Annotated in this window: 29 protein-coding genes, 1 other RNA gene, 1 pseudogene and 1 riboswitch; of the genes and pseudogenes, 15 read left to right on the top strand and 16 right to left on the bottom strand. The window is 66.2% G+C overall.

Features of this window, described 5'->3' with window-relative positions:
• Nucleotides 1–173 precede the first annotated feature (173 nt).
• From ACFVTM_RS13345 to ACFVTM_RS13325, 5 genes are all read right to left on the bottom strand, one after another.
• Nucleotides 174–509: a hypothetical protein gene (locus ACFVTM_RS13345; protein WP_390203952.1), complete on the bottom strand. Its 336-nt coding sequence runs from the start codon at nucleotides 507–509 to the stop codon at nucleotides 174–176.
• A gap of 146 nt (nucleotides 510–655) precedes the next feature.
• A complete protein-coding gene (locus ACFVTM_RS13340) occupies nucleotides 656–1108 on the bottom strand; it encodes a hypothetical protein (RefSeq protein WP_390203951.1) in 453 nt (150 codons plus the stop codon).
• A 72-nt stretch (nucleotides 1109–1180) separates the two neighbouring features.
• The gene (locus ACFVTM_RS13335; RefSeq protein WP_390203950.1) at nucleotides 1181–3322 is read right to left on the bottom strand and encodes a hypothetical protein; all 2142 of its coding nucleotides are present in this window, start codon (nucleotides 3320–3322) and stop codon (nucleotides 1181–1183) included.
• 73 nt (nucleotides 3323–3395) lie between these two features.
• Nucleotides 3396–4157, bottom strand: coding sequence for a hypothetical protein (locus ACFVTM_RS13330; RefSeq protein ID WP_390203949.1), 762 nt, complete (start codon nucleotides 4155–4157; stop codon nucleotides 3396–3398).
• Nucleotides 4157–4354, bottom strand: a complete 198-nt coding sequence (locus ACFVTM_RS13325) for a hypothetical protein (RefSeq protein WP_390203948.1) — start codon at nucleotides 4352–4354, stop codon at nucleotides 4157–4159. Before ACFVTM_RS13325 ends, ACFVTM_RS13330 begins: the two co-directional genes overlap by 1 nt.
• A 277-nt stretch (nucleotides 4355–4631) precedes the next feature.
• Between ACFVTM_RS13325 and ACFVTM_RS13320 the strand changes: the two genes are divergently transcribed.
• From ACFVTM_RS13320 to ACFVTM_RS13250, 15 genes and pseudogenes are all read left to right on the top strand, one after another.
• Nucleotides 4632–4922, top strand: coding sequence for a hypothetical protein (locus ACFVTM_RS13320; protein WP_390203947.1), 291 nt, complete (start codon nucleotides 4632–4634; stop codon nucleotides 4920–4922).
• Nucleotides 4923–4986: 64 nt separating this feature from the next.
• Nucleotides 4987–5340 (top strand): annotated as a pseudogene (locus tag ACFVTM_RS13315) (CpaF family protein); the annotation flags it as partial.
• The gene (locus ACFVTM_RS13310) at nucleotides 5340–6194 is read left to right on the top strand and encodes a type II secretion system F family protein (RefSeq protein WP_390203946.1); all 855 of its coding nucleotides are present in this window, start codon (nucleotides 5340–5342) and stop codon (nucleotides 6192–6194) included. The pseudogene ACFVTM_RS13315 and the gene ACFVTM_RS13310, both read left to right, overlap by 1 nt.
• An 8-nt stretch (nucleotides 6195–6202) precedes the next feature.
• A complete protein-coding gene (locus ACFVTM_RS13305) occupies nucleotides 6203–7132 on the top strand; it encodes a type II secretion system F family protein (protein ID WP_390203945.1) in 930 nt (309 codons plus the stop codon).
• 192 nt (nucleotides 7133–7324) lie between these two features.
• Nucleotides 7325–7579, top strand: a complete 255-nt coding sequence (locus tag ACFVTM_RS13300) for a hypothetical protein (RefSeq protein WP_390203944.1) — start codon at nucleotides 7325–7327, stop codon at nucleotides 7577–7579.
• Nucleotides 7580–7618: 39 nt separating this feature from the next.
• Nucleotides 7619–8008 carry a TadE/TadG family type IV pilus assembly protein gene (locus ACFVTM_RS13295; protein ID WP_390204083.1) on the top strand — a complete coding sequence of 130 codons (390 nt, stop codon included), beginning with the start codon at nucleotides 7619–7621 and terminating at the stop codon, nucleotides 8006–8008.
• A complete protein-coding gene (locus ACFVTM_RS13290) occupies nucleotides 7989–8438 on the top strand; it encodes a hypothetical protein (protein WP_390203943.1) in 450 nt (149 codons plus the stop codon). The genes ACFVTM_RS13295 and ACFVTM_RS13290 overlap by 20 nt, the downstream gene beginning before the upstream one ends.
• Complete coding sequence (locus tag ACFVTM_RS13285) at nucleotides 8435–8896, top strand: pilus assembly protein TadG-related protein (RefSeq protein WP_390203942.1); 462 nt, start codon at nucleotides 8435–8437, stop codon at nucleotides 8894–8896. Before ACFVTM_RS13290 ends, ACFVTM_RS13285 begins: the two co-directional genes overlap by 4 nt.
• A gap of 172 nt (nucleotides 8897–9068) precedes the next feature.
• The gene (gene prfB, locus ACFVTM_RS13280; RefSeq protein ID WP_390203941.1) at nucleotides 9069–10184 is read left to right on the top strand and encodes a peptide chain release factor 2; all 1116 of its coding nucleotides are present in this window, start codon (nucleotides 9069–9071) and stop codon (nucleotides 10182–10184) included.
• A 193-nt stretch (nucleotides 10185–10377) separates the two neighbouring features.
• On the top strand, nucleotides 10378–11199 hold the full coding sequence (ftsE, locus tag ACFVTM_RS13275) for a cell division ATP-binding protein FtsE (RefSeq protein ID WP_390203940.1): 822 nt from the start codon (nucleotides 10378–10380) through the stop codon (nucleotides 11197–11199).
• Nucleotides 11196–12110, top strand: a complete 915-nt coding sequence (gene ftsX / locus ACFVTM_RS13270) for a permease-like cell division protein FtsX (protein ID WP_390203939.1) — start codon at nucleotides 11196–11198, stop codon at nucleotides 12108–12110. The genes ftsE and ftsX overlap by 4 nt, the downstream gene beginning before the upstream one ends.
• A gap of 26 nt (nucleotides 12111–12136) precedes the next feature.
• A complete protein-coding gene (locus ACFVTM_RS13265; protein WP_390203938.1) occupies nucleotides 12137–13540 on the top strand; it encodes a peptidoglycan DD-metalloendopeptidase family protein in 1404 nt (467 codons plus the stop codon).
• A 116-nt stretch (nucleotides 13541–13656) separates the two neighbouring features.
• Entirely contained in the window at nucleotides 13657–14127 is a 471-nt protein-coding gene (gene smpB, locus ACFVTM_RS13260) for an SsrA-binding protein SmpB (RefSeq protein ID WP_390203937.1), read from the top strand.
• A 103-nt stretch (nucleotides 14128–14230) separates the two neighbouring features.
• Nucleotides 14231–14600, top strand: a transfer-messenger RNA (tmRNA) gene (gene ssrA, locus ACFVTM_RS13255).
• A gap of 218 nt (nucleotides 14601–14818) precedes the next feature.
• On the top strand, nucleotides 14819–16705 hold the full coding sequence (locus ACFVTM_RS13250; RefSeq protein WP_390203936.1) for an alpha-amylase family glycosyl hydrolase: 1887 nt from the start codon (nucleotides 14819–14821) through the stop codon (nucleotides 16703–16705).
• Nucleotides 16706–16781: 76 nt separating this feature from the next.
• Here ACFVTM_RS13250 and ACFVTM_RS13245 read toward each other — a convergent pair whose 3' ends face one another.
• The 11 genes from ACFVTM_RS13245 to ACFVTM_RS13195 all read right to left on the bottom strand — a co-directional run bounded on the left by ACFVTM_RS13245 (nucleotide 16782) and on the right by ACFVTM_RS13195 (nucleotide 25519).
• Entirely contained in the window at nucleotides 16782–17141 is a 360-nt protein-coding gene (locus ACFVTM_RS13245) for an SHOCT domain-containing protein (protein ID WP_390203935.1), read from the bottom strand.
• Between the two features lie 37 nt (nucleotides 17142–17178).
• A complete protein-coding gene (locus ACFVTM_RS13240) occupies nucleotides 17179–17649 on the bottom strand; it encodes a DUF6325 family protein (protein WP_390203934.1) in 471 nt (156 codons plus the stop codon).
• Between the two features lie 194 nt (nucleotides 17650–17843).
• Nucleotides 17844–17978, bottom strand: coding sequence for a hypothetical protein (locus ACFVTM_RS13235; protein ID WP_390203933.1), 135 nt, complete (start codon nucleotides 17976–17978; stop codon nucleotides 17844–17846).
• A 47-nt stretch (nucleotides 17979–18025) separates the two neighbouring features.
• Nucleotides 18026–18397, bottom strand: coding sequence for a hypothetical protein (locus tag ACFVTM_RS13230; RefSeq protein ID WP_390203932.1), 372 nt, complete (start codon nucleotides 18395–18397; stop codon nucleotides 18026–18028).
• A gap of 58 nt (nucleotides 18398–18455) precedes the next feature.
• On the bottom strand, nucleotides 18456–18824 hold the full coding sequence (gene crcB, locus ACFVTM_RS13225; protein WP_390204082.1) for a fluoride efflux transporter CrcB: 369 nt from the start codon (nucleotides 18822–18824) through the stop codon (nucleotides 18456–18458).
• Complete coding sequence (locus ACFVTM_RS13220) at nucleotides 18824–19273, bottom strand: fluoride efflux transporter FluC (RefSeq protein WP_390203931.1); 450 nt, start codon at nucleotides 19271–19273, stop codon at nucleotides 18824–18826. The genes crcB and ACFVTM_RS13220 overlap by 1 nt, the downstream gene beginning before the upstream one ends.
• Before the next feature lie 12 nt (nucleotides 19274–19285).
• On the bottom strand, nucleotides 19286–20002 hold the full coding sequence (locus ACFVTM_RS13215) for a metal-dependent transcriptional regulator (protein ID WP_390203930.1): 717 nt from the start codon (nucleotides 20000–20002) through the stop codon (nucleotides 19286–19288).
• Between the two features lie 16 nt (nucleotides 20003–20018).
• Complete coding sequence (locus ACFVTM_RS13210) at nucleotides 20019–21305, bottom strand: Nramp family divalent metal transporter (protein ID WP_390203929.1); 1287 nt, start codon at nucleotides 21303–21305, stop codon at nucleotides 20019–20021.
• Nucleotides 21306–21453: 148 nt separating this feature from the next.
• Nucleotides 21454–22248 (bottom strand): class I SAM-dependent methyltransferase, encoded by a 795-nt coding sequence (locus ACFVTM_RS13205; RefSeq protein ID WP_390203928.1) that lies wholly within the window; start codon nucleotides 22246–22248, stop codon nucleotides 21454–21456.
• Nucleotides 22249–22349: 101 nt separating this feature from the next.
• Nucleotides 22350–23783 (bottom strand): aminotransferase class V-fold PLP-dependent enzyme, encoded by a 1434-nt coding sequence (locus ACFVTM_RS13200; protein WP_390203927.1) that lies wholly within the window; start codon nucleotides 23781–23783, stop codon nucleotides 22350–22352.
• Nucleotides 23784–23817: 34 nt separating this feature from the next.
• Nucleotides 23818–23931, bottom strand: a riboswitch (SAM riboswitch).
• A gap of 76 nt (nucleotides 23932–24007) precedes the next feature.
• On the bottom strand, nucleotides 24008–25519 hold the full coding sequence (locus tag ACFVTM_RS13195) for a glutamyl-tRNA reductase (RefSeq protein ID WP_390203926.1): 1512 nt from the start codon (nucleotides 25517–25519) through the stop codon (nucleotides 24008–24010).
• Between the last annotated feature and the right edge of the window lie 86 nt (nucleotides 25520–25605).

Raw genomic sequence — 25605 nt, 5'->3', positions numbered from 1 at the left:
GGCAACGAATCGGCAATCCGGCCCCCTAAAGGGCCGGGCTGGCCGCCGTGTTGATGGGTGAGAGTGCGAGCAGGTTGCTACGTAGCTCCGTAGTGCCCCTTGTTCTTCTCCATTGCGCTGAACCGGCGGAGCCGTGTTCAGCATGAGCTGCCTTATATAAGAAGGACATTTTTTTAGAACGGCGGGTGAGCGTCTCCCCATGGCGCATTTTTGCCATCGTGGGAGGCGTCAGCCTCCCACCAGTTCAGCTCAGAGTCAGTCCAGAAATGGCCCTGCAGCGGCCTGCCCCACGCGGCCCACACAGGGAGCCGCGTGCCGGCACCTGGCACCGTGGTCAGATGAACGCTGGAGGAATTGAACCGCTGCTTGCTGGCCAGTAGTGCGGCAGCCCGTGCCCGCTCCCAATGGCGCGTGACCGTCTTAGTCGTCTGCCCTGTGTCGGCCGCGATCGTCTCCCGATCAACAGACGTGAAGCCGTCAGGGTTCACGGTGTCGAGCATGGCGGTCATCGTGCGCTTCTCGGACGGGCGCAGTTGCGCGGCAGCAACGGCCGTCTCATACGTGTCCTTATGGAAGCGTGGCAACGAACGCCGCGCCGCCGCCTGTCGCACTTGATGAAGCGCGTACGCAGCGGCGTCCCTAGTGGCGCTCCGCACTAGGCGCGCACGCCCCACTTGGCGTCAGCGCGCAAGTCTGCGGCGCGCTTGCCGGCGGCACGGCGTGCATTCCGGGCTTCGACGTCGGCGCGTGTCTCGTAGCTGCTTACGCTGCGTCCCGCTGACGGCTTGGGCAATGGCAGCTCCAGCGGGAATCCGGCGTTAGGCCCGGTCCTGATGCGTTCCCCGACGAATCCCAGCCGGGCCAGCGCCGTGAGATGAACGCCTGCCGCATGGTCAGGCAGGTCCAGCTCACTCTTCATCTGCTGCCATGTGCGCTGCACGGTGGTGCTGCCATGCAAATTGCTTGCAAGCCATTCGCCTACGCGCTTGTCCCTGGCGCTCAGGCCGGGGGAGGTGCGCAGCGTGGCCAGCCAGCGCGCCTTAAATGCGTTGACGCGCCCTGCCTGGGTGCTGGCGTCGTGGTTCCGATCGCGGGGGGTAGTCGTCATGCATGCTCCTTGAACGCGGGTGAGGAACTTTGCCGCCGTGTCCGCGAGCTGCTGTGCGGTGGGTTCCATTAGTTACGCTCCGATCAATCCGTGAGTGGTGAGGTCTTGGATCAGTGCGGCCAGGTGCCGCGAGTTTGCCTGCACCTGGTTAGCGAGGGTCTGCATGTCTGACATAGTCGGCGCGGCAGCATACGTCGGCGCGGCATAGGCAGCGTACGCCGTCCGGTCCACAGTGCCGGTAGCTGCGCCCCAGCCGGTCCGCCGTGACTTCACTACCTGCACGCCATTGAGTGCTATGGAGAGGTTGTTGAAGTTGGCCAGTGATGTCGTGAGGTCAAAGCCGAGATAAGTGGATTTCGCGCCGCCCGGGCCGACAATGATGCGCTGCGTATCGCCCAACACGATCGCCGCGCCGTTGGCGAAGGACGCCTCAGCGAAGGAAATGCCGGTGGTGAAGTTTCCTTGGTAGAACCGGACGCCGTTGTAGGCGTCCGCCCCGGCAGTGGCGCCGCCGAGGCGGATTTGTTCGCCGTTATTGATTTGAGTCGCGCTGTTGGGGCCGGACGGCATCGTGCCGTTAGCCCTCATGAGCAGCCCGGTCCAGAACTTACCATTGGGCGATGCGCTGTTGGCGCCGATCTGGATCCCGTGGGTAAGCGGGTTTGATCCATCCGCGCCTACAACGATCAGACCGCGTGATGCACCGACGTTTGCCCCATCCATCCACCCTTGATCGGGGTTCTTGTTGTTCATGTCGATTTCCATGCCGATGATGGATTTCGGCACGGTTGCCGGGTCGCCGGATGCGGCGTATGCCCACATACCGAACACGTCCGAGTTCACCGTGTAGCCGGTGGCCCTGCCGTGGATACCTATGGATTGGCCGGCGCCTCCCTGGTTGCGGACGTAGCCTGTGATCGCAGCGTCATAGGCCCCCCCGCCAGTCTTGGTGATCTGGTGGTAGGCGCCCTGTGACCATTCGTTGACCTCGGTTCCGGGGCGGTCGGCAGCCGAGTATTTGTGTGTCCAGATGATCGGCGCGGCGTCAGTCGTGGGCGCCGCTGCGGTTCCAGCCTGCTGGTAGGCGCCCAGTGCCTTGTTGTAGTTGATGCCGTAGATGTTGCCTACGGAGCCGACGTTCACGCCGCCAGGGGAGAGCGTGGCGATGTCTGGGCGTGCCGTGTGCGCTGCGGCGATGGTGGCATAGTCGTTGGTGTTGACGAATACTTCACCCTTACCGACCGGCTTGGCGCCACTGGTGGTCTGCACCACGTCCGGGACTTGCGCGAGCGGATGCTTACCGCCGGAATCAAGCGAGGCGACGCCGTTAGCCGTCGCCTTTTGCGACGCGTCCAGCTTCGACGTTTCGACGGACTTTGCGGCGTAGGTCGTTGCCGCTGTTGCTGAGTCGAGCTTCGGCGCTGCGGCTGCGGCGGCGGATGCGTCGGCAATCGACTTGACCGCGCCGTTCAGCTGGCTGCCGCCGCTGGACACCTTCGCCGCCGCAGCCGCGTCAAGCGCGGCCCGCGACTGGTAGGTTTCGATCGCGGTGTCAGTATCCAGCTTGTCGGCCGTAGCGGCGGCGACGATGTTGTTCACTTCGAGACGCGCGCCGCTGCCGGAGTTGGCGAGCAGCGTGCTGATGTCGAGGTCAGTGACCTGGGCCGCGCTAGCGGCGTCCAGTGCCGCCTGTGAGGCCGTTGCGGCCGACTCTGCGGCTTCTACTGCTGCCGCATGCGCGGAGGCCGCCAGCGCCTCTGCCTGCTCGATGCCAATGCCGTCGGATGCGGGGATGCGCACGACGGTCGTGAGGTCGCGAGTGGCGCCGCTAGGCATGGAGAAGCTGTGGCTCGCCGGGGCTCCGCCCGGCGAGGTGAACGCGTAGCTCGCGGTCCATGTCCAGTCGGTGTTGCTGAGGTCCATGTCATCGGTGGCGATCAGCTTGACGCCGCGATAGGCGGGCTCGAAGGTGTCCGGGAGCGGCGTGCAGAGGTAGCCCTCGTTGTCGAGGACACCCTCGACCGTCTTGAGCATGATGGTGACAGGGTTGGGGTCGGCGGTCAGGTCTACGAGGTAGGGGACTGACGCGGTGAAGCTGATGCGACCGGCGGCCGGAATGCTGTCCGGCTCGTGGTCATCGTCAGCCCCGTCCCTGACGCCAACGATGAACTGGCCGGTCACGGTGCCGGTGGAGATGTTTACGGGTAAGAGCAAATGAGCCTCCTGGGCTGTTTTTGGGCACAAAAAACCAGCCGCGTCGGGCTGGTTGGGTGGTGGGTTGTGTCTTCTAGGCGGCGGTGGAGCGCTTGAGCTGCCCCGTTGTCGGGTCGATATAGAGGTTCGCTGGCTGGGTGGTGGTGGGCAGGCTGAGCAGATAGACCTGTGGGCCTGCCTTAAAGGTGCCTGTCACATCGACCACGCCAGCGGCGAACGATTCGATGTTTGCCGTGGTGGTGCCGAGCTTCCATGTGCCGTCGTTGAAGACAACGAGCGTGGATGAGCCGCTGGTGACGCCCGCGGATGTGGCGGCGGCGGTTACTGTGCTTGTCCCGCCGGTGCCGGCCATTTGGATTGCGCCGGTCGTGGATGAGAGTTTCGCCCCGTTGGAGAAGGTAGCGGCGCCGCCGTCCGTTGACGGGGTGAGAGTCATGCTGGAGCCGACCTTGATCTTCCCGCCCGTGGTGACGTCCAGGTCATTCTTGAGGGTGGTCACACCCTCAACGGAGAGCGTGCCCGTGGTGGTCATTGGCCCGTCTACATCAAGGTCTCCCGTGATGTCGGTATCGCCGGAGATCGTAAGCGGCCCGCTGATTGTGATCGTGCCCGACAGGGTCACGGTGCCGTCGGCGTTGAGCACGCCGTCGATGGTGGCCGTGCCGTTGACGATCAGGTTACCGTCGGAGACGTTGATGGTGCCCTGTTCGTAGACCTCGATGCCACCCTCGCCGATGCCGCTGTTGTTCATCGGCGAGTTGAGGCCGGCCGCTCGTACCTGACCAACGAGCCCCGAGAGGGCTCGTGAGCCGTTTAGGTTGTGGATGCGTGTCATTACTGAGAAGTCCCTTCGGTAAGCCATCCCCAGGACTTTCCGCTGAGGATGACGCTGATCGTCTGCTTTGAGACGCCGTAGCATCTGGCCAAATCGGCCAAAGTGATGAGGCCGGGAATGTAACTGGCGCGGATGGTCAGCACTTCCTCGGCGGTCAGTTTGTGGTGGGGGTGTTGTTCCCCTTGAAGCAGGGGCATGTGCCTCCCTCTCGGTGTTGACGAGCATTGACTAATGGGGAAAACAGAGAGGCATGCCATCAGGCCTGCCTCTCTGCTGTAACTTCGTCTCACTCTGTACAAGCAACTGAATCTCATCGTTGCGTCAGGTGGACGCCGAAACTATTTTGTCCCTCACCCTTATAAGGGTTTTACAAACGCCAATCCGCAAAGTCAGGTTAGATAACGATGTGGTAACCGGCATCGGCGGCAACTATTTTGTCTCTCGGCAACGGCACGCCTGGGCTACGCTCCAGCCATGATCCGTAGCCAGAAATTCGCCGCCCTTGCCCTAGTAATCGCCGCCTGTTGCCTCGATGCTTGTGGCGCCCCGAAGGGTGCGCCCGCGCCAACTGGCACATCGGCCGCCGCAGTTGTCGATATGGCGCAGCGGTTCTGCGATGACCTAGCCAGCACGAGCTACAAGCAGTCAATCTCTCGCGCTGCCGTCCGCGCCGCCGAAGCCAAGCTGTCGCGCGCCGATCAAGACGCCGTCATCGAGCATGCCGCCGAGCTGTGCCCCAACACGATGCAGCGCGCGGCCCCGTAACACTAGCTGAACGGGCGCTGAGGCCCGCTGCGGTTCTCGCAGAGCTGTGTCATGTGTATGAAGAAACTCCGGGCTGCCCGGGATGTGCACCGTCCATGCGAACTCCGCACATGATGCGGTGACGAAAATCTGTACCCTGCCGTTGCTCGCCGGCGAGAACATCTCCAGCGCGTTCGTCGTTCCCACCGTCGCGTCCTGCATTGACCTGGTGGTCCATTGCAGCAGACACGCCAACGGCCGCCGGCAGGTCACGGAGATCCTCTCACTTGGCCGCCGGGTGGAAAACGGGATCATCGAGTCTTCCATGGTGTTCACGATGTCGGACGGGCAGCTGCTGCCCAAGGCCAACTCCATGCCCGCCGCGGAAAAGTTTGCCCGCTCCGGGTACGACGTCGCGGCGCTGCTGGAGCAGCGCTGATGGCGCCGCTCCTGGGGATGCTCGGCGGGGCCGGCCTCCTGCTGATCTGGTGGTCCGCGTGGGAAAAGCCTGAGAGCGGGCGGCGCAAGCCAAGGACCAGCCGGCTCGAGGACCTCCTGAGGTCGGCGGGCATTGAAAAAGTCAGCGCGGCAGGACTGCTCGCCTCGTGCCTGGGCGTGGGGGCCTTTACAACGCTCGCATTCTTCGCCGTAACCGGATCATGGCCGATCTCCGGATGCTTTGGCCTGTTTGGCGGCTGGCTGCCGATGGCAATGGTCCGGTGGCGTGCGCGGAAGCGTACTGCTGTCCTGCGCCAGCTCTGGCCCGACGTCGTTGATCACCTGCGCTCAGCCATCAGGGCCGGACTGTCCCTGCCGGAGGCTCTGATCCAGCTGGGCGACAAAGGCCCCGTGGAGCTTCGCCAGGTGTTTGTGGACTTCGGCTCCGACTACCGTTCGGGAGGCCAATTCGATCCGTCGCTCACCCGGCTCAAGGACCGGCTGGCCGATCCCGTGTCGGATCGGATCGTCGAGGCCCTCCGGCTCACGAGGGAGGTGGGCGGCTCGGACCTCGGGCGCCTGCTGGGCACCCTCGCCGAGTTCCTGCGGGAGAGTGCCAGGACCAGGAGCGAACTGGAGGCGAGGCAATCCTGGACTGTCAACGCCGCGCGCCTGGCAGTAGCTGCGCCGTGGATTGTCCTGGTGTTGCTGGCCAGCCGTCCCGAGGCTGTGATGGCCTACAACACGCCGCTCGGTGCTGCGGTTCTCCTGGGCGGCCTTGCTGTCTCCCTGGTGTCGTACGCCATCATGCTGCGAATTGGTGCGCTGCCGGAAGAACAGCGGGTCCTACGGTGACGGGGCTGATGGCGGCCGCCACGGTGTGCGGGGCCGTGCTCGGGGCGGGGCTCTGGCTGTTCCTCGTCCGGCTTCCCTTCATGCGCCCGACGACGTTTGTCGAACGCATCGGCCCGCAATTGAGAACCCACAACCTTGAATCCCGGCTCCTGCGAACCGCACCAAGGAACGTCACCCCGTTTGGGCCGCTGGAACGGATCCTCCGCCCGGCGATCCGGGACGGTGTCAGGTCACTGGGCCGGATTAACCTTGGCGCCACCGCGTTGAACCGCAGGCTGGCGCGCGCCGGCAGCGCCAAGACAGCGGTGGACTTCCGGGCCGAGCAGCTCCTGTGGGCTGCCGCCGGATTTGTCCTCGCCGTCGGCGTAGTGGCGCTCGCGGGCTCGGCCGGCCGCTTCAGCCCGTTCGTGGCAGTCATGGCCGTCGTGGGGAGCGCCGTTGGCGGGTTCCTGCTCCGGGACTACCTGCTGGGCGTGCACATCAAGAAACGCGAGGCGCGGATGATGGCGGAATTTCCCAGCATCGCCGAACTCATGGCCCTGGCTGTCAGCGCCGGCGAAAGTGCCACCGGTGCACTGGACAGGGTCTGCCGCAGCGCCAGGGGCGAGCTCTCGCAGGAATTTGCCCGTGTGCTCGCCGAGACCCGGTCCGGCAAGCCCCTCGTGGAGGCCCTGCAAGAGTTCTCGTCCCGGACCGATCAGGGGCCGCTGGTGCGTTTCGTTGACGGAATGATCGTCGCCGTCGAGCGCGGAACGCCTCTCGCCGACGTCCTGCGGGCGCAGGCACAGGATGTCCGGGACACAGCCAAGAGGGAGCTGATGGAGTCCGCCGGTAAGAAGGAAATCGGCATGATGGTGCCGCTCGTCTTCGGCGTCCTCCCGCTGACGGTCATCTTCGCCGTCTTCCCGGGCCTGGCCGCGATCAGTCTCGGGCTCTAGGAAGCAGGACCCAAGAAAAGTCATATGACGGGGGAAGAGGATACGAGAACGTCCCGCACGCCCGGACCGGCGAGCCTTGGCGGCGCGAAGCGCACGACCTGCCGGCGAGTCATCACGAAGCATCAGACCCGAATAATCAGGACTCAGAAAAACAGAAAACCATGTAACCAAAAAACCAGGAAAGAGGACACGGTGAAGAACTTCGGAACTCGGGTGGCATTAGTGGCATGCGCCGCCGTCGGCATGTTGACATGGTGGTCTGCTGCGTCGCGGTCGCGGCCGGCGGAGTATTCCGAAAGGGGCGTCGACCATACCCAGCGAGGGGACGTCCCCGGCTGGGTGATGATCACCCTCATGTCGGCTGTCCTCGTGGCTGCCTTGCTGGCCTTGGCTGGTCCGGCGCTCGAGGGACTCTTCAACCAGGCCATGGATAAGGTCGGACAGTAGCCGGTGGCAGCCCGAGGCGAGAAGACCGGGCGCCACAGCATCGGGCTTGAGGGCAGCGAAGGAGCTGAGAGCGGCGCCGCCGTAGTGGACTTTGTGCTGATCGGCTCGTTGCTCACCTTGCTCTTCCTCGCGATCGTCCAGCTCACCCTGGTCCTTCACGTCCGGAACACGCTGATCGACGCCGCCGCCTCGGGCGCCAGATACGGAACATTGGCCGACCGCAATGACGCAGACGCCAGGGACCGGACGGTCCAGCTGATCACGGTTGCACTCAACCCCGACTACGCGCGGGACGTGGCTACCAGCGAATCGACGTACCAGGGCATCCGCACACTGGAGGTGACCGTCCGGGCACCATTGCCGGTCATCGGCTTCATCGGTCCCCGGGCGCTCCTGGAGGTGAAGGGCCATGCGGCAATCCAGCCCTGACCCGGAGCGTGGCACGTCGCCGGAACAGGGGAGCGCCGTGATCGAGTTCGTCTTCCTCTCCGCACTGTTGATGGTGCCGCTGGTGTACTTCATCATCACCGTGGGCCAGATCCAGGGCGGTTCGTTCGCGGTGGTCGGCGCCGCTGACCAGGCCGCCAAGGTCTACGTGGCCCAACCGGACGCCGCAAGCGGCCGGGCCGCCGCCGAGCAGGCCGTGCTCCTGGCGCTCGCGGACTACGGCCAGCCGGCGGAAAACGCGAGCATCGACACCCGCTGCGACCCCGCGGACTGCCTGGCTCCCGGCTCTGCGGTGACCGTGACGGTCCGCCTCACTGTTCCCCTGCCCTTCGTGCCCTTCAGCGATGCGCTCCATCTGAACGCGAGCGAACTCAGTGCGTCAGCAACCCAGCTGGTGGGCAGGTTCCGGTGAGGATCCAAGCCCGCCAAAGCCGGGCCCGGCGGCAGGAGGGCCAGGTTCTGGTGCTGAGCATCGGCTTCATCTTGATTGCCCTGCTGGTTGCGACCGTCGTCGTGGCCGCCTCCAGCGTCTACCTCGAACACAAGAAGCTGCTTTCCCTCGCGGACGGCGCCTCGCTGGCCGCCGCGGACAGCTTCACCCTCGGCCAGCTGGGCAATGCCGGCGGCACACCGTCCGCGGTCCTGAGCGGGAGCAGGGTGCGCAGCGCCGTCGTCGACTATCTGGGCCGCAACGGCGCGTTCGGCGACTTCAGCGGCCTGGCCGTGGCGCCGTCCACGGGCAGCCCGGACGGTGCCACCGCCGTCGTCGTGCTGAGCGCGGCCGTCCACCCGCCGGTGGTGAACTTCCTGGTGCCGGACGGCATCCGGATCGAGGCGTCCTCGACGGCGCGGTCCCGCCTAAGCCGCTGAGCTGCCCCCATCACTCCCGTTGCCCTATCATTTTGGGCTGCCAAACAGGCCCTGAGGCAACCCAAAGTGATAGGGCAACCGGCAATGGGGTACCTAGCTGCAGGCAACCCAAAGTGACAGTGCAACCGGGCGGGTCTGGGGGCTAGGACACATAGCGTAGGCTTAAAAAACCATGGCAAACATTGATTTTCCCGCTGAAATCCGCGCGCTGCGGGCCACCTATGCGTCCATCGAGAACGTCTCGAACGTCGAGGCGCTCAAGGAAGACATCGCCGAGCTCAGCGAGCGGGCCGGTGAACCCAACCTGTGGGACGACCCCGCCGCGGCGCAGGTCATCACCTCCAAGCTCTCGCACAAGCAGTCCGAGCTCGAGCGGCTCAACAAGCTGGCGGCCCGGATTGACGACCTTGAGGTCCTGGTGGAACTCGGCCAGGACGAGGATGACGCAGACTCCATGGGCGAGGCCGCCGCGGAGCTCGAATCCGTCCGCAAGGCCCTGGCCGACCTCGAAGTGGTCACGCTGCTCTCCGGCGAATTCGACGAGCGCGAAGCCGTGGTGACCATCCGCGCCGGCGCGGGCGGGGTGGACGCGGCGGACTTCGCCGAGATGCTGCTGCGGATGTACCTGCGCTGGGCCGAACGCCACGGGTACCCTACAACCATCATGGACACCTCCTACGCCGAAGAGGCCGGGCTGAAGTCCGCCACCTTCGAGGTCAAGGCGCCGTACGCCTTCGGGACGCTCAGCGTCGAGGCCGGCACGCACCGCCTGGTCCGGATCAGCCCGTTCGACAACCAGGGCCGCCGCCAGACCTCCTTCGCCGCCGTGGAAGTAATCCCGCTGATCGAGCAGACGGACTCCATCGACATCCCGGACAACGAGATCCGCGTGGACGTCTTCCGCTCCTCGGGCCCCGGCGGCCAGTCGGTCAACACCACCGACTCCGCCGTGCGCCTGACCCACATCCCGACCGGCACCGTGGTGTCCATGCAGAACGAGAAATCGCAGCTGCAGAACCGCGCCGCCGCCCTGCGGGTGCTGCAGTCCCGGCTCCTGCTGCTGAAGAAGGAGCAGGAGGACGCCGAGAAGAAGGCGTTCGCCGGCGACGTCAAGGCTTCCTGGGGCGACCAGATGCGCTCCTACGTCCTCAACCCGTACCAGATGGTCAAGGACCTGCGCACCGAGCACGAGGTCGGCAACACCTCGGCCGTGTTCGACGGCGAAATCGACGACTTCATTGACGCCGGCATCCGCTGGCGGACGGACAACCGGAACGCCGAGAAGTAGGCACCGCTCTTCGTCGGGGACCCCGGCTGGGAGGTCCCTGACAATCGCGCGACACGCCCCGCCGTTCCGGCGGTTCCGCCGCAGCCCGTGCGTATAGTCGAGGGGCCGGAGCTCTACTTCCCCCAAACGAAAGCCCTTGCCCCGGCGGCAGAACCGGGCCCCCGCGGCCCCCTCCTGCAGGGTACTTAGGGCCATGATCCGTTTCGAAAATGTCACCAAGGTCTATGACCAGAAGGCGCGGCCGGCGCTGGATTCGATCAACCTTGAGATCGACCGTGGCGAATTCGCCTTCCTCGTCGGCGCCTCCGGTTCCGGCAAATCGACGTTCCTGCGCCTGGTCCTCAAGGAGGACCGCGCCTCCTCCGGCGCCGTCTATGTCGCCGGCCAGAACGTCGCCAACATCTCCAGCTGGCGCGTGCCGAGGCTGCGCCGCGGAATCGGCGTCGTCTTCCAGGACTTCCGCCTGCTGCCGCAGAAGACCGTCTTCGCCAACGTCGCCTTCGCCATGCAGGTCATCGGCAAGAGCCGCAGCGTCATCCGCGACACCGTCCCCGAGGTCCTCAAGACCGTGGGCCTTGAAGGCAAGGAAAACCGTCTCCCGCACGAACTCTCCGGCGGCGAGCAGCAGCGCGTGGCGATCGCCCGCGCCGTCGTGAACCGTCCCGGCATCCTGCTGGCCGACGAGCCCACCGGAAACCTGGACCCCACCACCTCCATGGGCATCATGGGCGTGCTGGACAAGATCAACCAGAACGGCACCACCGTGGTGATGGCCACGCACGACGACGACATCGTCAACGAGATGCGCAAACGGGTGGTGGAACTCAAGAACGGCGTCGTGATCCGCGACGAGGCCAAGGCCCTCTACACCTCCATGATTCCCGTCGTGGGCCAGTCGCGGCGCCTTCGCGACGCCAGCGGCCGGGACGAGCCGCCGCCCGCGGCCCCGCCCCGGGCCGGGTCCCGCGCTGAAGCCCGCGCCGAGATCCGCACTGCAGGGGAGGGCCAGGCGTGAGGCTTGCATTCGTCCTGAGCGAGATCGGCAGCGGCCTGCGCCGCAACCTGTCCATGGTGATCTCCGTGATCCTGGTGACCTTCGTGTCGCTGACCTTCGTCGGCGCCGCCGGCATGCTGCAGCTGCAGATCAACCAGATGAAGGGCTACTGGTACGACAAAGTCCAGGTTGCCATCTTCCTGTGCAGTGACGGTTCGACGGCGCCCGGCTGCGCCACCGGCCCGGCCACGCCGGAGCAGGAGGACAACCTGCGCAAGCTCCTGCAGTCGCCCGCGGTGGCCCAGTACGTCAACGACTTCCAGTACGAGTCCAAGGACGACGCCTACAAGCACTTCAAGGAACAGTTCTCCAATTCCCCGATCGTTGACTCCGTGACCCCGGACCAGCTCCCGGCCTCCTTCCGGATCAACATGAAGGACCCGGAGAAGTACGAGATCATCAGCGAGACCTTCTCCTCCCAGGCCGGCGTGGAGACCGTGATCGACCAGCGGCAGCTGCTGGAACGCCTGTTTTCGGCCATGAACGCGGCGTCCCTGGTGGCCGTCAGCATCGCCGGCGTCATGATCATTTGCGCCATCTTGCTGATTGCGACCACCATCCGGCTCTCCGCATTCAGCCGCCGCCGGGAAACAGGCATCATGCGCCTGGTGGGCGCGTCCAAGATGGTCATCCAGCTGCCGTTCATCCTCGAAGGCGTCATCGCCGCGGTGATCGGCGCAGCCCTGGCTTCCGGCACCCTGTGGGCCGTGGCACACTTCTTCCTGGGCGAGGTCATGTCCAAGCAGTATCCGGACACCGCGTTCATCTCGCCCGGGCAGACCCTGATCCTGGCACCTGCCCTGATTGGCCTGGGCGTCGTCCTGGCCGGAATTTCCTCCCTGCTGACCCTCCGCCGGTATTTGCGGGTCTAGCTTTGCGCAACGAAAAGGGAATGCTCATGACACCGATGGCCCGCCGCCCCCTCCGGCAATCCCTCCGGCTCCGCCTGGTGGGGCGCCGCAGCCGGATGATCAGCGCCACCCTGGCGCTGGTCCTGGCCGGGACCATGGGGGCCTCGAGTCCGGTGGCCTTCGCCGACGACCTCGAGGACCAGCAGGCCGCGCTCCGCGACGAGGCGGCCCGGGTCCAGCACTCCCTGGAGTTCGTGGACGGCAGGATCGCGCAGGCCGCGGCGGACCTGGTCCTGTACCAGGGCCAGCTCCCCGGAGCCCAGCAGGCCCTCCTGGATGCCCAGGGCCGGGTGGCGGGAGCGGTCCAGGAAGTGGAGGCCCTCGCGGCCCGCGTGGACCTGGCACAGCAGAACAAGGCAAAGATCACGCAGCAGCTCGAATCGGACAAGCAGAAGATCGCGGACACCCGGAAGCTGATAGGCCAGATCGCCACCCAGGCCTACAAGTCCGGCGGCGTCCCGTCCAACCTGTCCCTGTTCTTCGGTTCGAACCAGGGCGGCAGCCTCACCGACACCATCGACCTCGCCGACCAGGCCCTCCGCAGCCAGAACTCCGCGATGGACAAGCTCACGCAGCAGAACGCCACCAATGTCAACGCGCAGGCACGCCTGGCAGCCGTCGAGGCTGAAATCACGGACCTCAAGGCCAAGGCCGACGCCGCGCTGGCACGGGAGAAGGCCGCCCGGGACGAGGCCCAGGCCAAGAAGGCCGCGGTGGACAAGCTCATCGCCGACACCACCCGGCTCGACGCCGAGCTCCAGGCCGCCAAGCCCGGCATCCAGAACCAGCTCGCCCAGGTCAAGGCGCAGCAGGACGCCGTCGCCGCCGAAATCGCCGAACGCGACCGGAAGCTGCGTGAGGCCTGGTTGGCCGAGCAACGCCGGATCGCCGAGGCCGCGGCGGCCGCCGCCCGCGCCCGGGGCCAGGCCACCCAGCCTTACGTCCCGCCGGCCCAGGGCTCACCGTCGGCCTTTGGCCTGCAGCACCCGTTCCCGGGCAACATCCCGATCACCTCAGGATTTGGCTGGCGTGCGACGCCGCCGGGCACCATCGACTTCTACGGCCAGGGCGGCTACATGCACACCGGCATTGACTTCGGCGCTGCCTGCGGCACGCCTGTCTACGCCGCAGCTGCGGGCACGGTCTTCTCGGCCGGCTGGGCCAACGACGGCGGCGGCAACAATGTGAAGATCTCCCACGGCGTCATCCAGGGAAATTCGCTGACCACGATCTACTACCACAACACCTCCGTGGCGGTGCGGGTCGGCCAGCACGTTGAGCGGGGCCAGCTGATCGCCTATTCGGGGACTACCGGAAACTCCACCGGATGCCACTCGCACTTTGAGACCTGGCTCAACGGCCGGGCCGTGGACCCGATGAACCTGCTGTAGTCCGGCCCGACCCGTGCCCTGGGCCCGCCGCTGCTGCGGCGGCTGCCCTGCCGTAAACTGGAAAGACTCCGCACCACCTGGCCGGAGTGAACCACCAACAACCAAGGAGTCCTACCGTGCCCAAAGAAAGTGGCCGTAAGGTAGTGGCCACCAACCGCAAGGCCCGGCACGACTACCACATCCTTGACACCTACGAGGCCGGCATCGCGCTGATGGGCACTGAAGTAAAGTCCCTGCGCGAAGGCCATGCCTCGATGGTGGATGGCTTCTGCACCTTCTACAACGACGAGCTGTGGATGGAGGCCATCCACATCCCCGAGTACCACCAGGGGAGCTGGACCAACCACGCCGCGCGCCGCCGTCGGAAGCTGCTGCTGCACCGCGAGGAGCTCACGAAGATCTCGCACAAGATCCGCGAGTCCGGGTTCACGATCGTGCCGCTGCAGCTGTACTTCGTGGACGGCCGCGCCAAGGTGGAGATCGGCGTCGCTCGAGGCAAGAAGGAATACGACAAGCGCCAGACGCTGCGCGAGCAGCAGGACAAGCGCGAGGCGCAGCGGGTCATGCGCGAACGCAACCGCCGGTAGCGGCCGCCGGCCCGCGCGGGAATGTTTCCCGGGAGCGGTGCGTTATGATTGGTAGTCCGGGAAGGATTCGAAAGTGTCCGGTCCGGGTTTGATAAAAAAATACGGGGATGATCGGTTTCGACGATGTTAGTCGCGACAGGTGAAGCGGGTCGAGGATGCAGAATTATCTCGTAAACGCTGTCTGCAAACCAATAAGTGCCGAATCAAAACGCACTGACTTCGCTCTCGCTGCCTAAGCAGTAAGACCAGTCCGTCAGCCCGAGGTTGCTATTGCCCCGGATCCTGGCGTCATTTAGATAGCCACTGCTGTTTACCTCCGTCATCGGGGTAAGCGGGACTCTTAGATGACTGGGCCCGGATCAGCCAGCTGTTTGCAGCATGGCTGGGGCCGAGAAACTCCAACGCAAACTGCGCCCGGAGAAGCCCTGACAACACGACATCGGACGGGGGTTCAATTCCCCCCATCTCCACATCGGAGCCCCGGCAACGGTGCTCCACCCCGTATTGGGTTCACAGAACTCCCCGCTGACTTCGGTTGGCGGGGAGTTTTGTGCGTTTACTCGGGTTCCCCGGTCGCGGGCCGGCACCTAAGTACCTCCGGTGAGTGGGACACGGCAAGAACCCGAAGGCCCTTACGGCCCGCCGGCGTATTCTCCATACTGGGCTAGCCAGCACGTGGAAAGAGGGAACCGTGTTTTCCAGCATCAACGACATTCCGTGGACGGAAATCCTGAAGCAGAACCACTACCACCCGTCGCCGCGCGACTGGTCGGACCAGGTGATTTACTTCCTGCTGATCGACCGTTTTTCCGATCAAAAGGAGGACGGCTACAAGGACGCGTCCGGGCAGGTCGTGCAGGGCGCCACTCCGATGTTTTCGCCGGGGAATGCGAACAATGCCGTTGGGACCGCGGCCGACACCCGGAACTGGGAGGACGCGGGAATGCAGTGGCTGGGCGCGACCCTGAAAGGAATACAGTCCAAGCTCGGCTATGTGAAGAGACTGGGCGTCACCGCGCTCTGGGTCAGTCCGGTGCTGCGGCAACGGCCCGGCGTGGACGACTACCACGGCTATGGGACGCAGAACTTCCTTGAAGTTGACCCCCACTTCGGCACGGCCCAGGACTTCAAGGAGTTGGTTGCCGCTGCCCATGACGCCGGGCTGTACGTCATCCTCGACGTGATCCTCAACCATTCCGCCGACGTCTTCCAGTACGACACCGTGGATCCGAACACGGGCCAACCCTATGTTCCGGTGTGGACCGGCAATACCTACCCGGTCACCGGGTGGCGGGACCCTGACGGCATGCCGAGCCTGCCATTCCCGGCGCCGGTCAATCCGCCGGACACCGACAGTGCGGTGTGGCCGCTCGAACTCCAATCCGACGGCGCGTTCACCCGCAAGGGCCAGATCGTCGACTGGGACGCCCATCCGCAAACCACCGAAGGGGACTTCTTCGGGCTGAAGGACATCCACCAGGGAACCGGCCCGGTAGGCGAATACACCCCCTCGCCCGCCTTCAGGACCCTCGTCGAGGCATACCAGTACTGGATTGCCTTTGCAGACGTGGACGGTTTCCGGGTGGACACGGTCAAGCACATGGACCCGGGCGCCACACGCTACTTCACGTCCGCCATCCACGAATTCGCCCAGACCATCGGCAAGGACTCGTTCTTCCTTGTCGGGGAAATTACCGGGAGCCGCGAAGAAGCCATCAGGCTCCGGGACGACACCGGGCTCGACGCCGCCCTGGGCCTGGCGGACGTCCAGGGACGAATGGTCGAGGCGGTAAAGGGGTGGGCGAACCCGGCGGGCTACTTCGACCTTTTCCGTAACTCGATCCAGGTCGACAAACCGAGCCACACCTGGTTCCGCAATCACGTGGTCACGGCCTTTGACGACCACGACCTGGTCCGCCAAGGCAAGAGCTACAAGGCACGGTTCGCCGCCGACCAGGAAGGCCGCGCCCTGGAATTCGCCATCCTGGCTATGAACGCCACAACGCTCGGTATTCCGTGCATCTACTACGGCAGCGAGCAGCGGTTCGACGGGAAGTTCCCGCCGGAGGTCAGTCCGCAGCCCACGGATGATTTCAAGGCGGACCGGTACATCCGGGAGGCGATGTTCGGCGGCTCCTTCGGATCGTTCCGCAGCAGGGGGAGCCACTTTTTCGATGAGTCGGAGGCTACGTACCAGCAACTTGCGGACGTCCTGGCCCTCCGGAAGAGAGAACTCGCGCTGCGGCGCGGACGGCAGTTCCTGCGTCCGATCTCCGAGGACGGCGTTGCGTTCTGGTACCCGGAACGCATCGGTCCCGGGCGGATGACGTCAATCGTGGCCTGGAGCAGGATTTTGTCGACGAGGGAGGTGGTCTGCGCCGTCAATACTGACGTGGCGTCCCAGCGGACAGCCTGGGTGACGATCGACGCCGGCCTGCATTCGGCCGGCGACAAGTTCGAGTACGTCTATTCAACCGATAAGGGCAAAGTGGGCTCGTTGGTGGCCGCCGAGCCGCGGAACGGCCTGGCAATCAGGATCGAGGTCCCCGCGGCGGGATTCGTCGTCCTGGTGCCGTAGATCCAACCGGGACGTCGATCCAGCTCCACGGGAAAGGAAAGCGCCTCCCGGTGCTTCCCTTCCCCGTTGGCCGGCATTACGTGCCGAGGATCTTCGCCTTCTGGGCCACGAATTCTTCCTCGGTCAGGATCCCTTGCTCCTTTAGCGCGCCGAGCTCCTTGAGCTGCTGGATGGCGTCGTCGGTGATGCCTCCTGCCGGGGCCGGAGCGGCTGCCGGGGGAGGGGGCGGCGGCTGCTGGTAGACAGGTTCCTGGTATGCGGGTGGTGGCGGCTGCTGCTGCGCCATCTGCGCATCGTAGGCCTCCTGCTGCTTCGCCGCGGTGGCGGCGTCCTTCTCGGCAAACTTATTGGCCTGCCGGCGCTGGACGCGGCCGCTTACCGCAGTTGCCGTCCCGGCAACTACCGCCGTCCGCGCCATACCCCTAAGAAGTCCCATTATTCCTCTCCTCTCACGTCTCTCCTGCGTCGGTCTCTTATGCGTCGGCGGTCGGCTGCGTGGCGTCGAGGGCCTCGAGGGCGTCGAGCGCTTCCATCACGTCCGGCGCGGGGATCCGGGTGCTCGCGATGAGCTCGCCCCCGCTTTCGCGGACTGCGGCGACGAATGGTGCTGCCCAGGTGTTCTCGTAGATAATCAGCGCGGCAACCGTGCCCGGCAGAACCGAGGCCGCTGCCTCGGCAATATCGTCATCGCCGAGAAGCCCGGAGCGTGCGCCCTCGAAGTATGAGAATCCAGCCGCTGGACCGGTGGGGTCGGTCAGTTCGAGCACCTCCACCGTGCCGTCCTCGTTCTTCATGATGACGAGGAGGTCGAAAAGGCGGATCACGCCCTGCTCGACGAGCTTGACGAGTTCTTCGCTGGCGCGTCCCGTCAGTCCCGACAAGGGGAATTCGAGGAGTACGAAGTCGACCGGCCCGTGGGCCTCGGTCTCCGGTGTGGTAGTCACTGGCTTTCCTCCGGTCTGTTTCGTGCGCACCGTCCAGCGCGCTGGTCTTACTATGGAGCAGGATCCCAGTTCTCCCGACGAGGATCTCAAGACCACTAAAGCGCCAATGGGAGTCCGGCCGCATCATCCGTTTGGGGTGAGCCCGATGCACAGCAAAAAAGGCCGGAAGCAACGGCTTCCGGCCTTCTGCTGTGTCAGCGCTTCTTGATGTGCGACACCTGATCGGTGTGGGCGTCGACGATGTGCTTCGCCTTTTTCTCGGCCCGTTTTTCTTTGATGGTCTTGACCGACTTCTTCGTCGTGCTCTGGTGCGGCGTCTTGTCAGGCATGGTGCTCTCCCTCACGGCAGGGGCCCGGAGTAGCCCCGTCTCTTAAGCTACGCCTCGGGAACGGCGGCGTCCACGATGCCGGCGAAGCGGCTGCCGACACCGTCGTAGACGCTGCGCACGAGCCCGGGCCCGAGGACCGGGATGTCGCGGGCTTCGTGGTGGGCGCAACACACATAGGTGAAGTCCGGCCACCACTTCTTGGGCCGGGCCGCCTCGGAGAATCCGCAGACCGCGCAGGTGAGCTGGACCCAGACGGGCCGCTTGCCTGTCCTGTTCGCCTTGGACTGGACGAGCCACGCCGGGGGATTGTCCAGCAGTTCGCCGAGCTCTGCCTCGGACAGTCGTGGGGGGATGCCGTGACGGTGCGCCATTTCCAGCGGAATGTCGAGGATCTGGGCTGCTTCACGTCGGGTAACCATCCTTCAACGATACGTGAACGACGGCGGCCCGGAGCCACCGGGGGCCGGCAGAGGGCCCTCAGCCAGCGAGGAAGAGGCCGAGGGCTGCGGCGGCGAGACCCGCGAGAAGATTCGAGCCGACGTTCAGCGCCGCCGCCCGGTAACGCGTTTCGCTGACCAGGCGAACCGTCGCGGTGCTCCATGAGCTGAAGGTTGTCAGCCCGCCGGCCAGTCCGGTCGCGATGGCTGCGTGCCAGTCGGCTCCCAACTCCAGGTGGCCGGTCAGGCCCACGGACAAGCCGATGATGAACGACCCGGCGACGTTGACCGCAAACGTCGCCCACGGCCAGTGCGGCCGGGAGCCTTGGTGGTGCGCGAACCAGGCGTCGACGCCGAACCGCAGGAGCGCTCCCGCAACGCCGCAGATTCCGACGAGGAGCGCCGTCATCATTGGGCACCTCCGCGGAGGTCGGCAATTGCCTTGCCGGTTTTCCAGCCGGCAGCCGCGGACCCGAGGCCCAGGATGAGCGAGAGCGCGAGATAGGCCAGCCACGTGGCGTGGAAGCCGCCGAGGATCTGCTGGTCAATGGCCATCACCAGTGCCGAAAAGGTGGTGAAGGACCCCAGCAGGCCCGGACCGATGCCGGCCCTCAGCCAGAAGGCCGTCTGTGGCCGCGCGATCCAGAGGGTGGTCAGGGTGGCCAGGATGAAACTCCCGGACACGTTGATCGCCAGGGTGGTCCAAGGCACCGCGCCGGTGCTTTCGGGGAAGACCAGACCGGCGCCGTACCGCAGTTCCGTTCCGATCAGCCCGCCGACGGCGACGGCGGACCAGGCCTTCCAGCCCGGCGCACCGGGGCGCGGCGCGGTCCGCCGCTCGTCCAGGGCACTCTTCACTCAGCTCACGATTCAGTCATGGGCGGGGACGCTGCAGCCTGCGTGCGCGGCATCGCTGTGGACCCAGAGCGCCGAGGCGACTTCCTCGGCGAGATCGAATTCGCGGGGTGCCGCGGCGGAACCGATCCGCACCACGATCGGGCCGCCGAAGGGCCTGCGGCCCACCACTTCCACCTCGGCGTCGAGGACGATGTCCTCCGCCGCGAGGTAACGCAGAAGCTCCGGGTTTTCGTCGCTGATCCGGGTGATCCGGCCGGTATGGCCGTCGTCGAGTTCGCTCAGGCGGTGGGCGGCGGGCACCAGCACCGAGCCGTCTGCGGCCGGGATCGGATCGCCGTGCGGGTCCCGGGTAGGGTTCCCCAACTTGGCCGCCATCCGTTCAATGAAGGTATCGGAGACGGCGTGTTCGAGGAGCTCGGCTTCGTCATGGACTTCGTCCCAGCGGTACCCGAGCTCCCGGACAAGGAAGGTCTCAATCAGCCGGTGCCGCCGCACCATTGACAGGGCGAGCCGGACGCCGTCGCTGGTGAGCGTGACGGCGCTGTAGGGCTTGTGGTCTACGAGGCCTTGGTCCTTGAGTTTGCGGACCATTTCCGAGACCGAGGAGTTGGCGACGCCAAGGCGCTGCGCCAGCTGCGAGGAAGTGATGGGTTTCCGCTGCCACTCGGTGAAGGAATAGATGACCTTGACGTAGTCCTCGATCGAGGAGGAGGGCGTACTGGTCTTCACAGACCTAAGCCTACCGTCAGCTGTTCCCGGAGAAGGTGAGCCACAGCAGGACCAGGTTAAGTGCCACGACGAGCACCACGCTGATGATGGCTGCAATTCGGAGGGCCATGCCATCGGCAAACTGGCCCATCAGGGCCTTGTTGCTGGTCAGCACTACGAGCGGAACCAGGACAAAGGGAATTCCGAAGCTGAGGACCACCTGGCTCAGGACGAGCGCCCACGTGGGGTCGAAACCGACCGCCAGCAGGACAACGGCCGGAATCAGGGTCACGACGCGGCGGGCCATGACGGGGATCCGGATCTTGAGCAGGCCCTGCATGATGGTTCCGCCTGCGTAGCAGCCCACCGAGGTGGAGGCCAGGCCGGATGCGAGGAGCCCGACCGCGAAGACCACTCCGACGATGGGGCCCAGATTGGCGGTGATCGCGGCGTGCGCGCCCTCGATCGTGTCCGTGCCTTCCTCGCCGCCGAGGGTGGAGGCGGCCAGGAGCAGCATGCCGATGTTGACCAGTCCGGCAATGGCCAGCGCGGCCACGACGTCGAGCCGCGTCGCCCGGACCAGGCGGGCGATGGCCGGCGGGGGAACATGCAGGTGTTCATCCGGCCGGTGCCGGTCTCGGGACAGCGCCGAGTGGACGTAGATGGCGTGCGGCATCACGGTAGCGCCGAGCATGCTGGCGGCCAGCAGGACGGTGTCCGGGCCCTGGAAGCCGGGCACGAGCCCGGCCAGGGCTGCCCGCGGATCTGGCGGGCTGATGAACAGCCCGGCCAGGAAGCCGATGGTGATGATGCCGAGCAGGAACATGATGATGAATTCGAAGGGCCGCTGCTTTTCCCGGGCCTGCACCGCGAGCAGGAGCATCGATACCGCGCCCACAATCACGGCGCCAAGGGGGAGGGGGAGGCCGAAAAGCAGGTTCAGGGCGATTGCCCCGCCCACCACTTCGGCGAGGTCGGTGGCGGCGGCGACGATTTCGGCCTGCAGCCAGAAGGCGCGGCGCCAGAGCGGCTTGAGCCGCTCGCCCAGGATCTCCGGGAGGCTCTTGCCCGTGACGATCCCGAGCTTGGCGGACTGGTACTGGACGAGTACGGCCATGATGTTGGCGGCCACGAGGACCCACACCAGCAGGTAGCCGTACTGCGCGCCGGCGGTCAGGTTGGCGGCCACGTTGCCAGGGTCCACGTAGGCGATAGAGGCCACGAACGCCGGCCCCAACAGGGCGATCAGCGCCCTGCGGGCACCCGGATGTTTGTAGGTGCGTGCGTCCTGCGGCGGTTGTTCGTGTCCCTTGACGTCCAGCACTGCCTGCTCCTGTGGTTGGCGCGTCCGCGTTGACGCGATAATCGGCACCGGCTGGAAGGGAGCCGGCGTCAATGTTCTATGTGCCTATAAGTAATTATTAGGCATACCGAAACAATAGGCCCGGCAGGCCGTTCGTGCAATCCGGGCGTCAGGCCCGGAAGGTCCGCCACGTCTGGGTCAGGTAGGGGAGCCGGAGGACGTCGCCGGGGGCGTGGCCCAAGTGCTCGTGCAGGTACCAGTCGAGGTTGGCCATGACCTTGGCCCGGGTGGGCTCCGACGCCGCGAGGTAGTAGCTGCGGGATTTGGTCAGCGCCTGGATGTCCTCCGTGGTGACCGAATCCTCCCACCGGGTGAGATGGCTCTCCAGGCCCGTGAACTCGGGACCCACGGGCGGCCGGAAGTGCGGTTTGTGGACGTCCCCGGCATGCATGATGCGGGAGAGCCGGTGCACCCACGGCACGGCGGTGTCCAGCTGGTTCCAGATCAGGCCAAGGACGCCGTGGGGCCGCAGGATCCGGGCAATCTCGGTACTGGCCAGGCTGGGGTCGCACCAGTGCCACGCCTGGGCAACCGTGACCATGTCGAACGACTCCGGTTCAAGTCCCGTGTCCTCGGCGCGGCCCTCGGCGGCGGTGACGCCCGGCAGGGTCCGGCGCAACTGCCCGAGCATGTCGGCAGATGGGTCAACGGCCACCGTGTGCAGTCCCCGGCCGACAAGAAGGGCGGTGAACTTGCCTGTGCCCGCGCCAATGTCTGCCGCGTCCCTGGCGCCCGCCGGGATCAGCCAGTCGGCCGAATCCTGCGGATAACCGGGGCGGACGCGTTCATAGTGCTCCCCGCCGTCCTGGAAGCTTTGGCCGAGTTCCAGGCGCCGTTCACTGCGCAGTTTGGGACCACTGTGCAGTTTGGGTCCGCTGTGCAGCTTAGGTCCGCCGGGTGGCACGTGCGATCTCCTTCGGGAAGGTCCTGCTGGTTTCAGGTACCTTTCGAATTTACCGCACCTGCGCCGGGTCCTGATTCCGCCGTCCTGCTAGTCCACACTGCCTAGTCCACACTGCAGGGTGCGGCGCCGGCGGTGCCGGGGGTGTTCGGTGCCCAGTGCGGGTAGGTGCGGGTATCGTGGGCCGGCACCCAGCGGCCGGCATCCACCACATAATCCCAGCCGAGTCCCGTTTGCCGCAGTTGCTGCAGGCCGGCCAGCAGGCGCTCGGCATCCTCCAGCCGGGAGCCGAGGCCGAAGCTGGCGCGCAGGGAGCCTGCGGGCAGGCCGAGCCGCTTGAGCAGCGGGTGGGCGCAGAAGCGGCCGTCGCGCAGGCCAATGCCGTGTTCGGCCGACAGGTAGGCGGCCACCAGCCCGGCGTCGTAGCCTTCGACCGAAAAGTTCACGACGCCGATGGTGCCGGCCTGATCTCCCGCTTCGGAATCGGCAAAGATCCGGTGCACGGTCACGCCCTCAATGGCTTCGAGGCCCTCGACCAGGAAGGACCGGATGGCGTCCTCGTGGGCCTGCCACTGCTCCGGGTCCAGGGCTGCGATCACCTGGGTGGCGCGGGCCAGGGCGGCCGCACCCAGGACGTTCGGCGAGCCGCCCTCGTGCCGGGCCGGTCCGGTGGTCCAGCTGACGGAATCGAGCCGGGCATCGCGGACAGCGCCTCCGCCGGCCAGGTGCGGGGTGCCGGCGTCGAGCCAGTCCGTCCGGCCCACCAGCACGCCGGAGCCGAACGGGGCGTACAGCTTGTGCCCGGAGAATGCGAGATAGTCGACGTCGTCCGCGGCGATGTCAATCCGCCGGTGCGGGGCCAGCTGCGCGGCGTCGACGACGATCCTGGCGCCGTACTCGTGCGCCAGTGCGGCGAGGGCCCGGATCGGCAGGATTTCCCCGGTGACATTCGAGGCGCCTGTGACGGCCAGCAGGCTGACCCCGCCACGGGAAAGCTCGTCCCGCAGGAGGCCCACCGTGGCTGCGAGGGTGGGGGCGGCCACGACGCTGCGGTGCGGGACGTTCTGCCAGGGCAGGAGGTTGGCGTGGTGCTCGATGTCGAGATACAGGACCTCGCCCGCGGGACGGCCGTCGCGCAACGGCAGGCAGCCGGCCAGCAGGTTCAATGAATCGGTGGTGTTGCGGGTGAAGATCACGGAATCGTCCGGCCGGCCGCCGACGAAGTCCCGCACGATGTCCCGGGCGTTCTCGTAGACGGAGGTGCTGATCTGCGATGCGTAGCCGGCGCCGCGGTGCACGCTCGCGTAGTACGGCAGGATTTCGTTCAGGTAGGCCGAGACGACGGACAGCGCCGGTGCGGAGGCGCCGTAGTCGAGGTTGGCGTAGCGGGCGTGGCCGCCGGTGATCAGCGGGGCCTGGATTTCGGCGCCGGTGACGGCGGCCAGCGGGCGGGCCGCGACGGAATGCCGCCCATCAGGGCGCACAGCTTCGGTGGCGGCGTGGAATTCGGGGGCTGCGGGGAAAATGGCAGTTGTCATGGGACCTCACTCGACCAGGACCCCACATGGTGGGAATCCGCGCTTGCCGGGTCCGTTCCGGACCGGCCAGGTCGTCACCCGGGGCACCCCACCGCGACTGGAGGGTTGCCGGCCAGCAAACCGGGGTTTAGCGCTGGCACTCGTGACCTGCATCGAGCGTAGGACATCCGCGCCGCCGGGGAAAAGGCGCCAGCGATTGTGAAGCGGATTGTTACGGACCAGGGCTAGGAGGCAGCCGGAGCCGCCGTGAAACCATCCAAGGACGGCACTGACGGCGACGTGACGCGGCGCGCCGGGCATGTTCCGGGGCATCCGCCGCGCGTATCGGCGCCGCCGCACGCTCTCATCGCAGTCCCCGTCTCCCTCAATTCCCAGGGCGGCCGCCTCAGGCCGGCCACAGTGTCGGTCCCGGGGTTCCGGGCACCGGCGGGCTGGACGCTGAGGCCGAACAGGGCTTCCAGCGCAGCGGCGTAGTCGTGCTGGCGGCCGTCCGCGGCCAGTTCACGGGCGCGGACCGTGGGGAGGTGAAGCAGGCGGCGGACCAGCCGGCGCATCGCAAGGTTCACATCCTCGGCCTGGGCGCCGGGTCCGTGTTGCTTCAGGGCGCGCTCCATTTCAGCCTCGAGGACGTGGTGGACGTGCCGGCGCAGGGCCACGATGGCGGCATCGACTGCGCGCATTTTCTCTCGTTCTTCGAAGCGGTGCGCCGCCAGCCGGACCATTGTGCGGGCGCGGCGGAGCGCCTCGGCGTCCGCCGGGGGAGCGGCGAAACGCACTGAATCCAGGGTGATCAGTTCAACGCCCGGCAGGTCCGCCACGCGGGGGTCGAAGTCATGGCTGGGAGCGAGGTCGACGACGGTGAGGGCACGGCCTGTGCCATCCCGCCACTCCGCCAGTTGGGCGGCAGCGATGCGCGTTTCCGTGCCGCTGCAGCCAATGACGATGTCTGCCCGGGCAACAGCGGCGGGCAGCTCCTGTGCCGTCAGCGCCGTGCCGCCCCTGCTTGCCACAAAGGCCTCCGCGCGGCCGGATTGGGAGAAGACGGAGATGGTGGGGCATCGTTTGCTCCTGAGGATTTCCGCGACGCACGCGGCGTAGGAACCTGTGCCGAAGAGGACCACGGAAGCTTCAGCCAGGGACGGGTGCCCGACCCCGGTAGCGGCCAGTTCAAGGGCCACGGAGGCTATGGACCTGCTGGCGCTGCTGAGCGTGGTCCGCGCGCCCACGTCCCGGCCCGTGCGGGAGGCCTCCTGAAACAGCCGGACCAGAAGCCCGCTCGCCGTACCTGCGGCTTGTGCGTCAGCGAGGGCGCGGCGGACCTGGCCGGTGACTTGGCGCTCACCCACCACAACGGAGTCCAGGCCCGCTGCAACGGCGAAGAGATGCTCCGCCGCCGACGCTCCGGACGAGTGTTCGAACAGGGAAGCGAGCCGGGCAGCGGGCAGGCCCGAACAGAGGCGGACAGAGCCCAGGGCCTCGGAGCAGGCGGTATCTACATCGTCCCTGGACGCCACCTCGCAGTAGATCTCGAAGCGGCTGCAGGTGGACACGACCACGGCTCCGGACACGGCGGAACTGCTGGCGAGCAGATGCTGGCCCAGCTCCGAGGAGACGGCCTGGAGCCGGGCGGCGGACTCTATGTCCAGGTCCCGGTACTTCGCAACCAGGACCAGCAGAACCGGACCGACGCCGGCGTCGGGGGTTTCGGGATCCTTGGGGTGAACCGATCCAGACATGGCTGCCCTCCTGCCGCTCGATGCCACTCCACGCCTTGACGGCAGCGAAGCTGGGGACAGCGTCGTACAGAGGCCCTTGGGAATCC

Source organism: Arthrobacter sp. NPDC058130 (assembly GCF_042884475.1).
In the GTDB taxonomy this organism is placed as follows: domain Bacteria; phylum Actinomycetota; class Actinomycetes; order Actinomycetales; family Micrococcaceae; genus Arthrobacter.
This window is presented reverse-complemented; position numbering and strand designations above follow the sequence as displayed.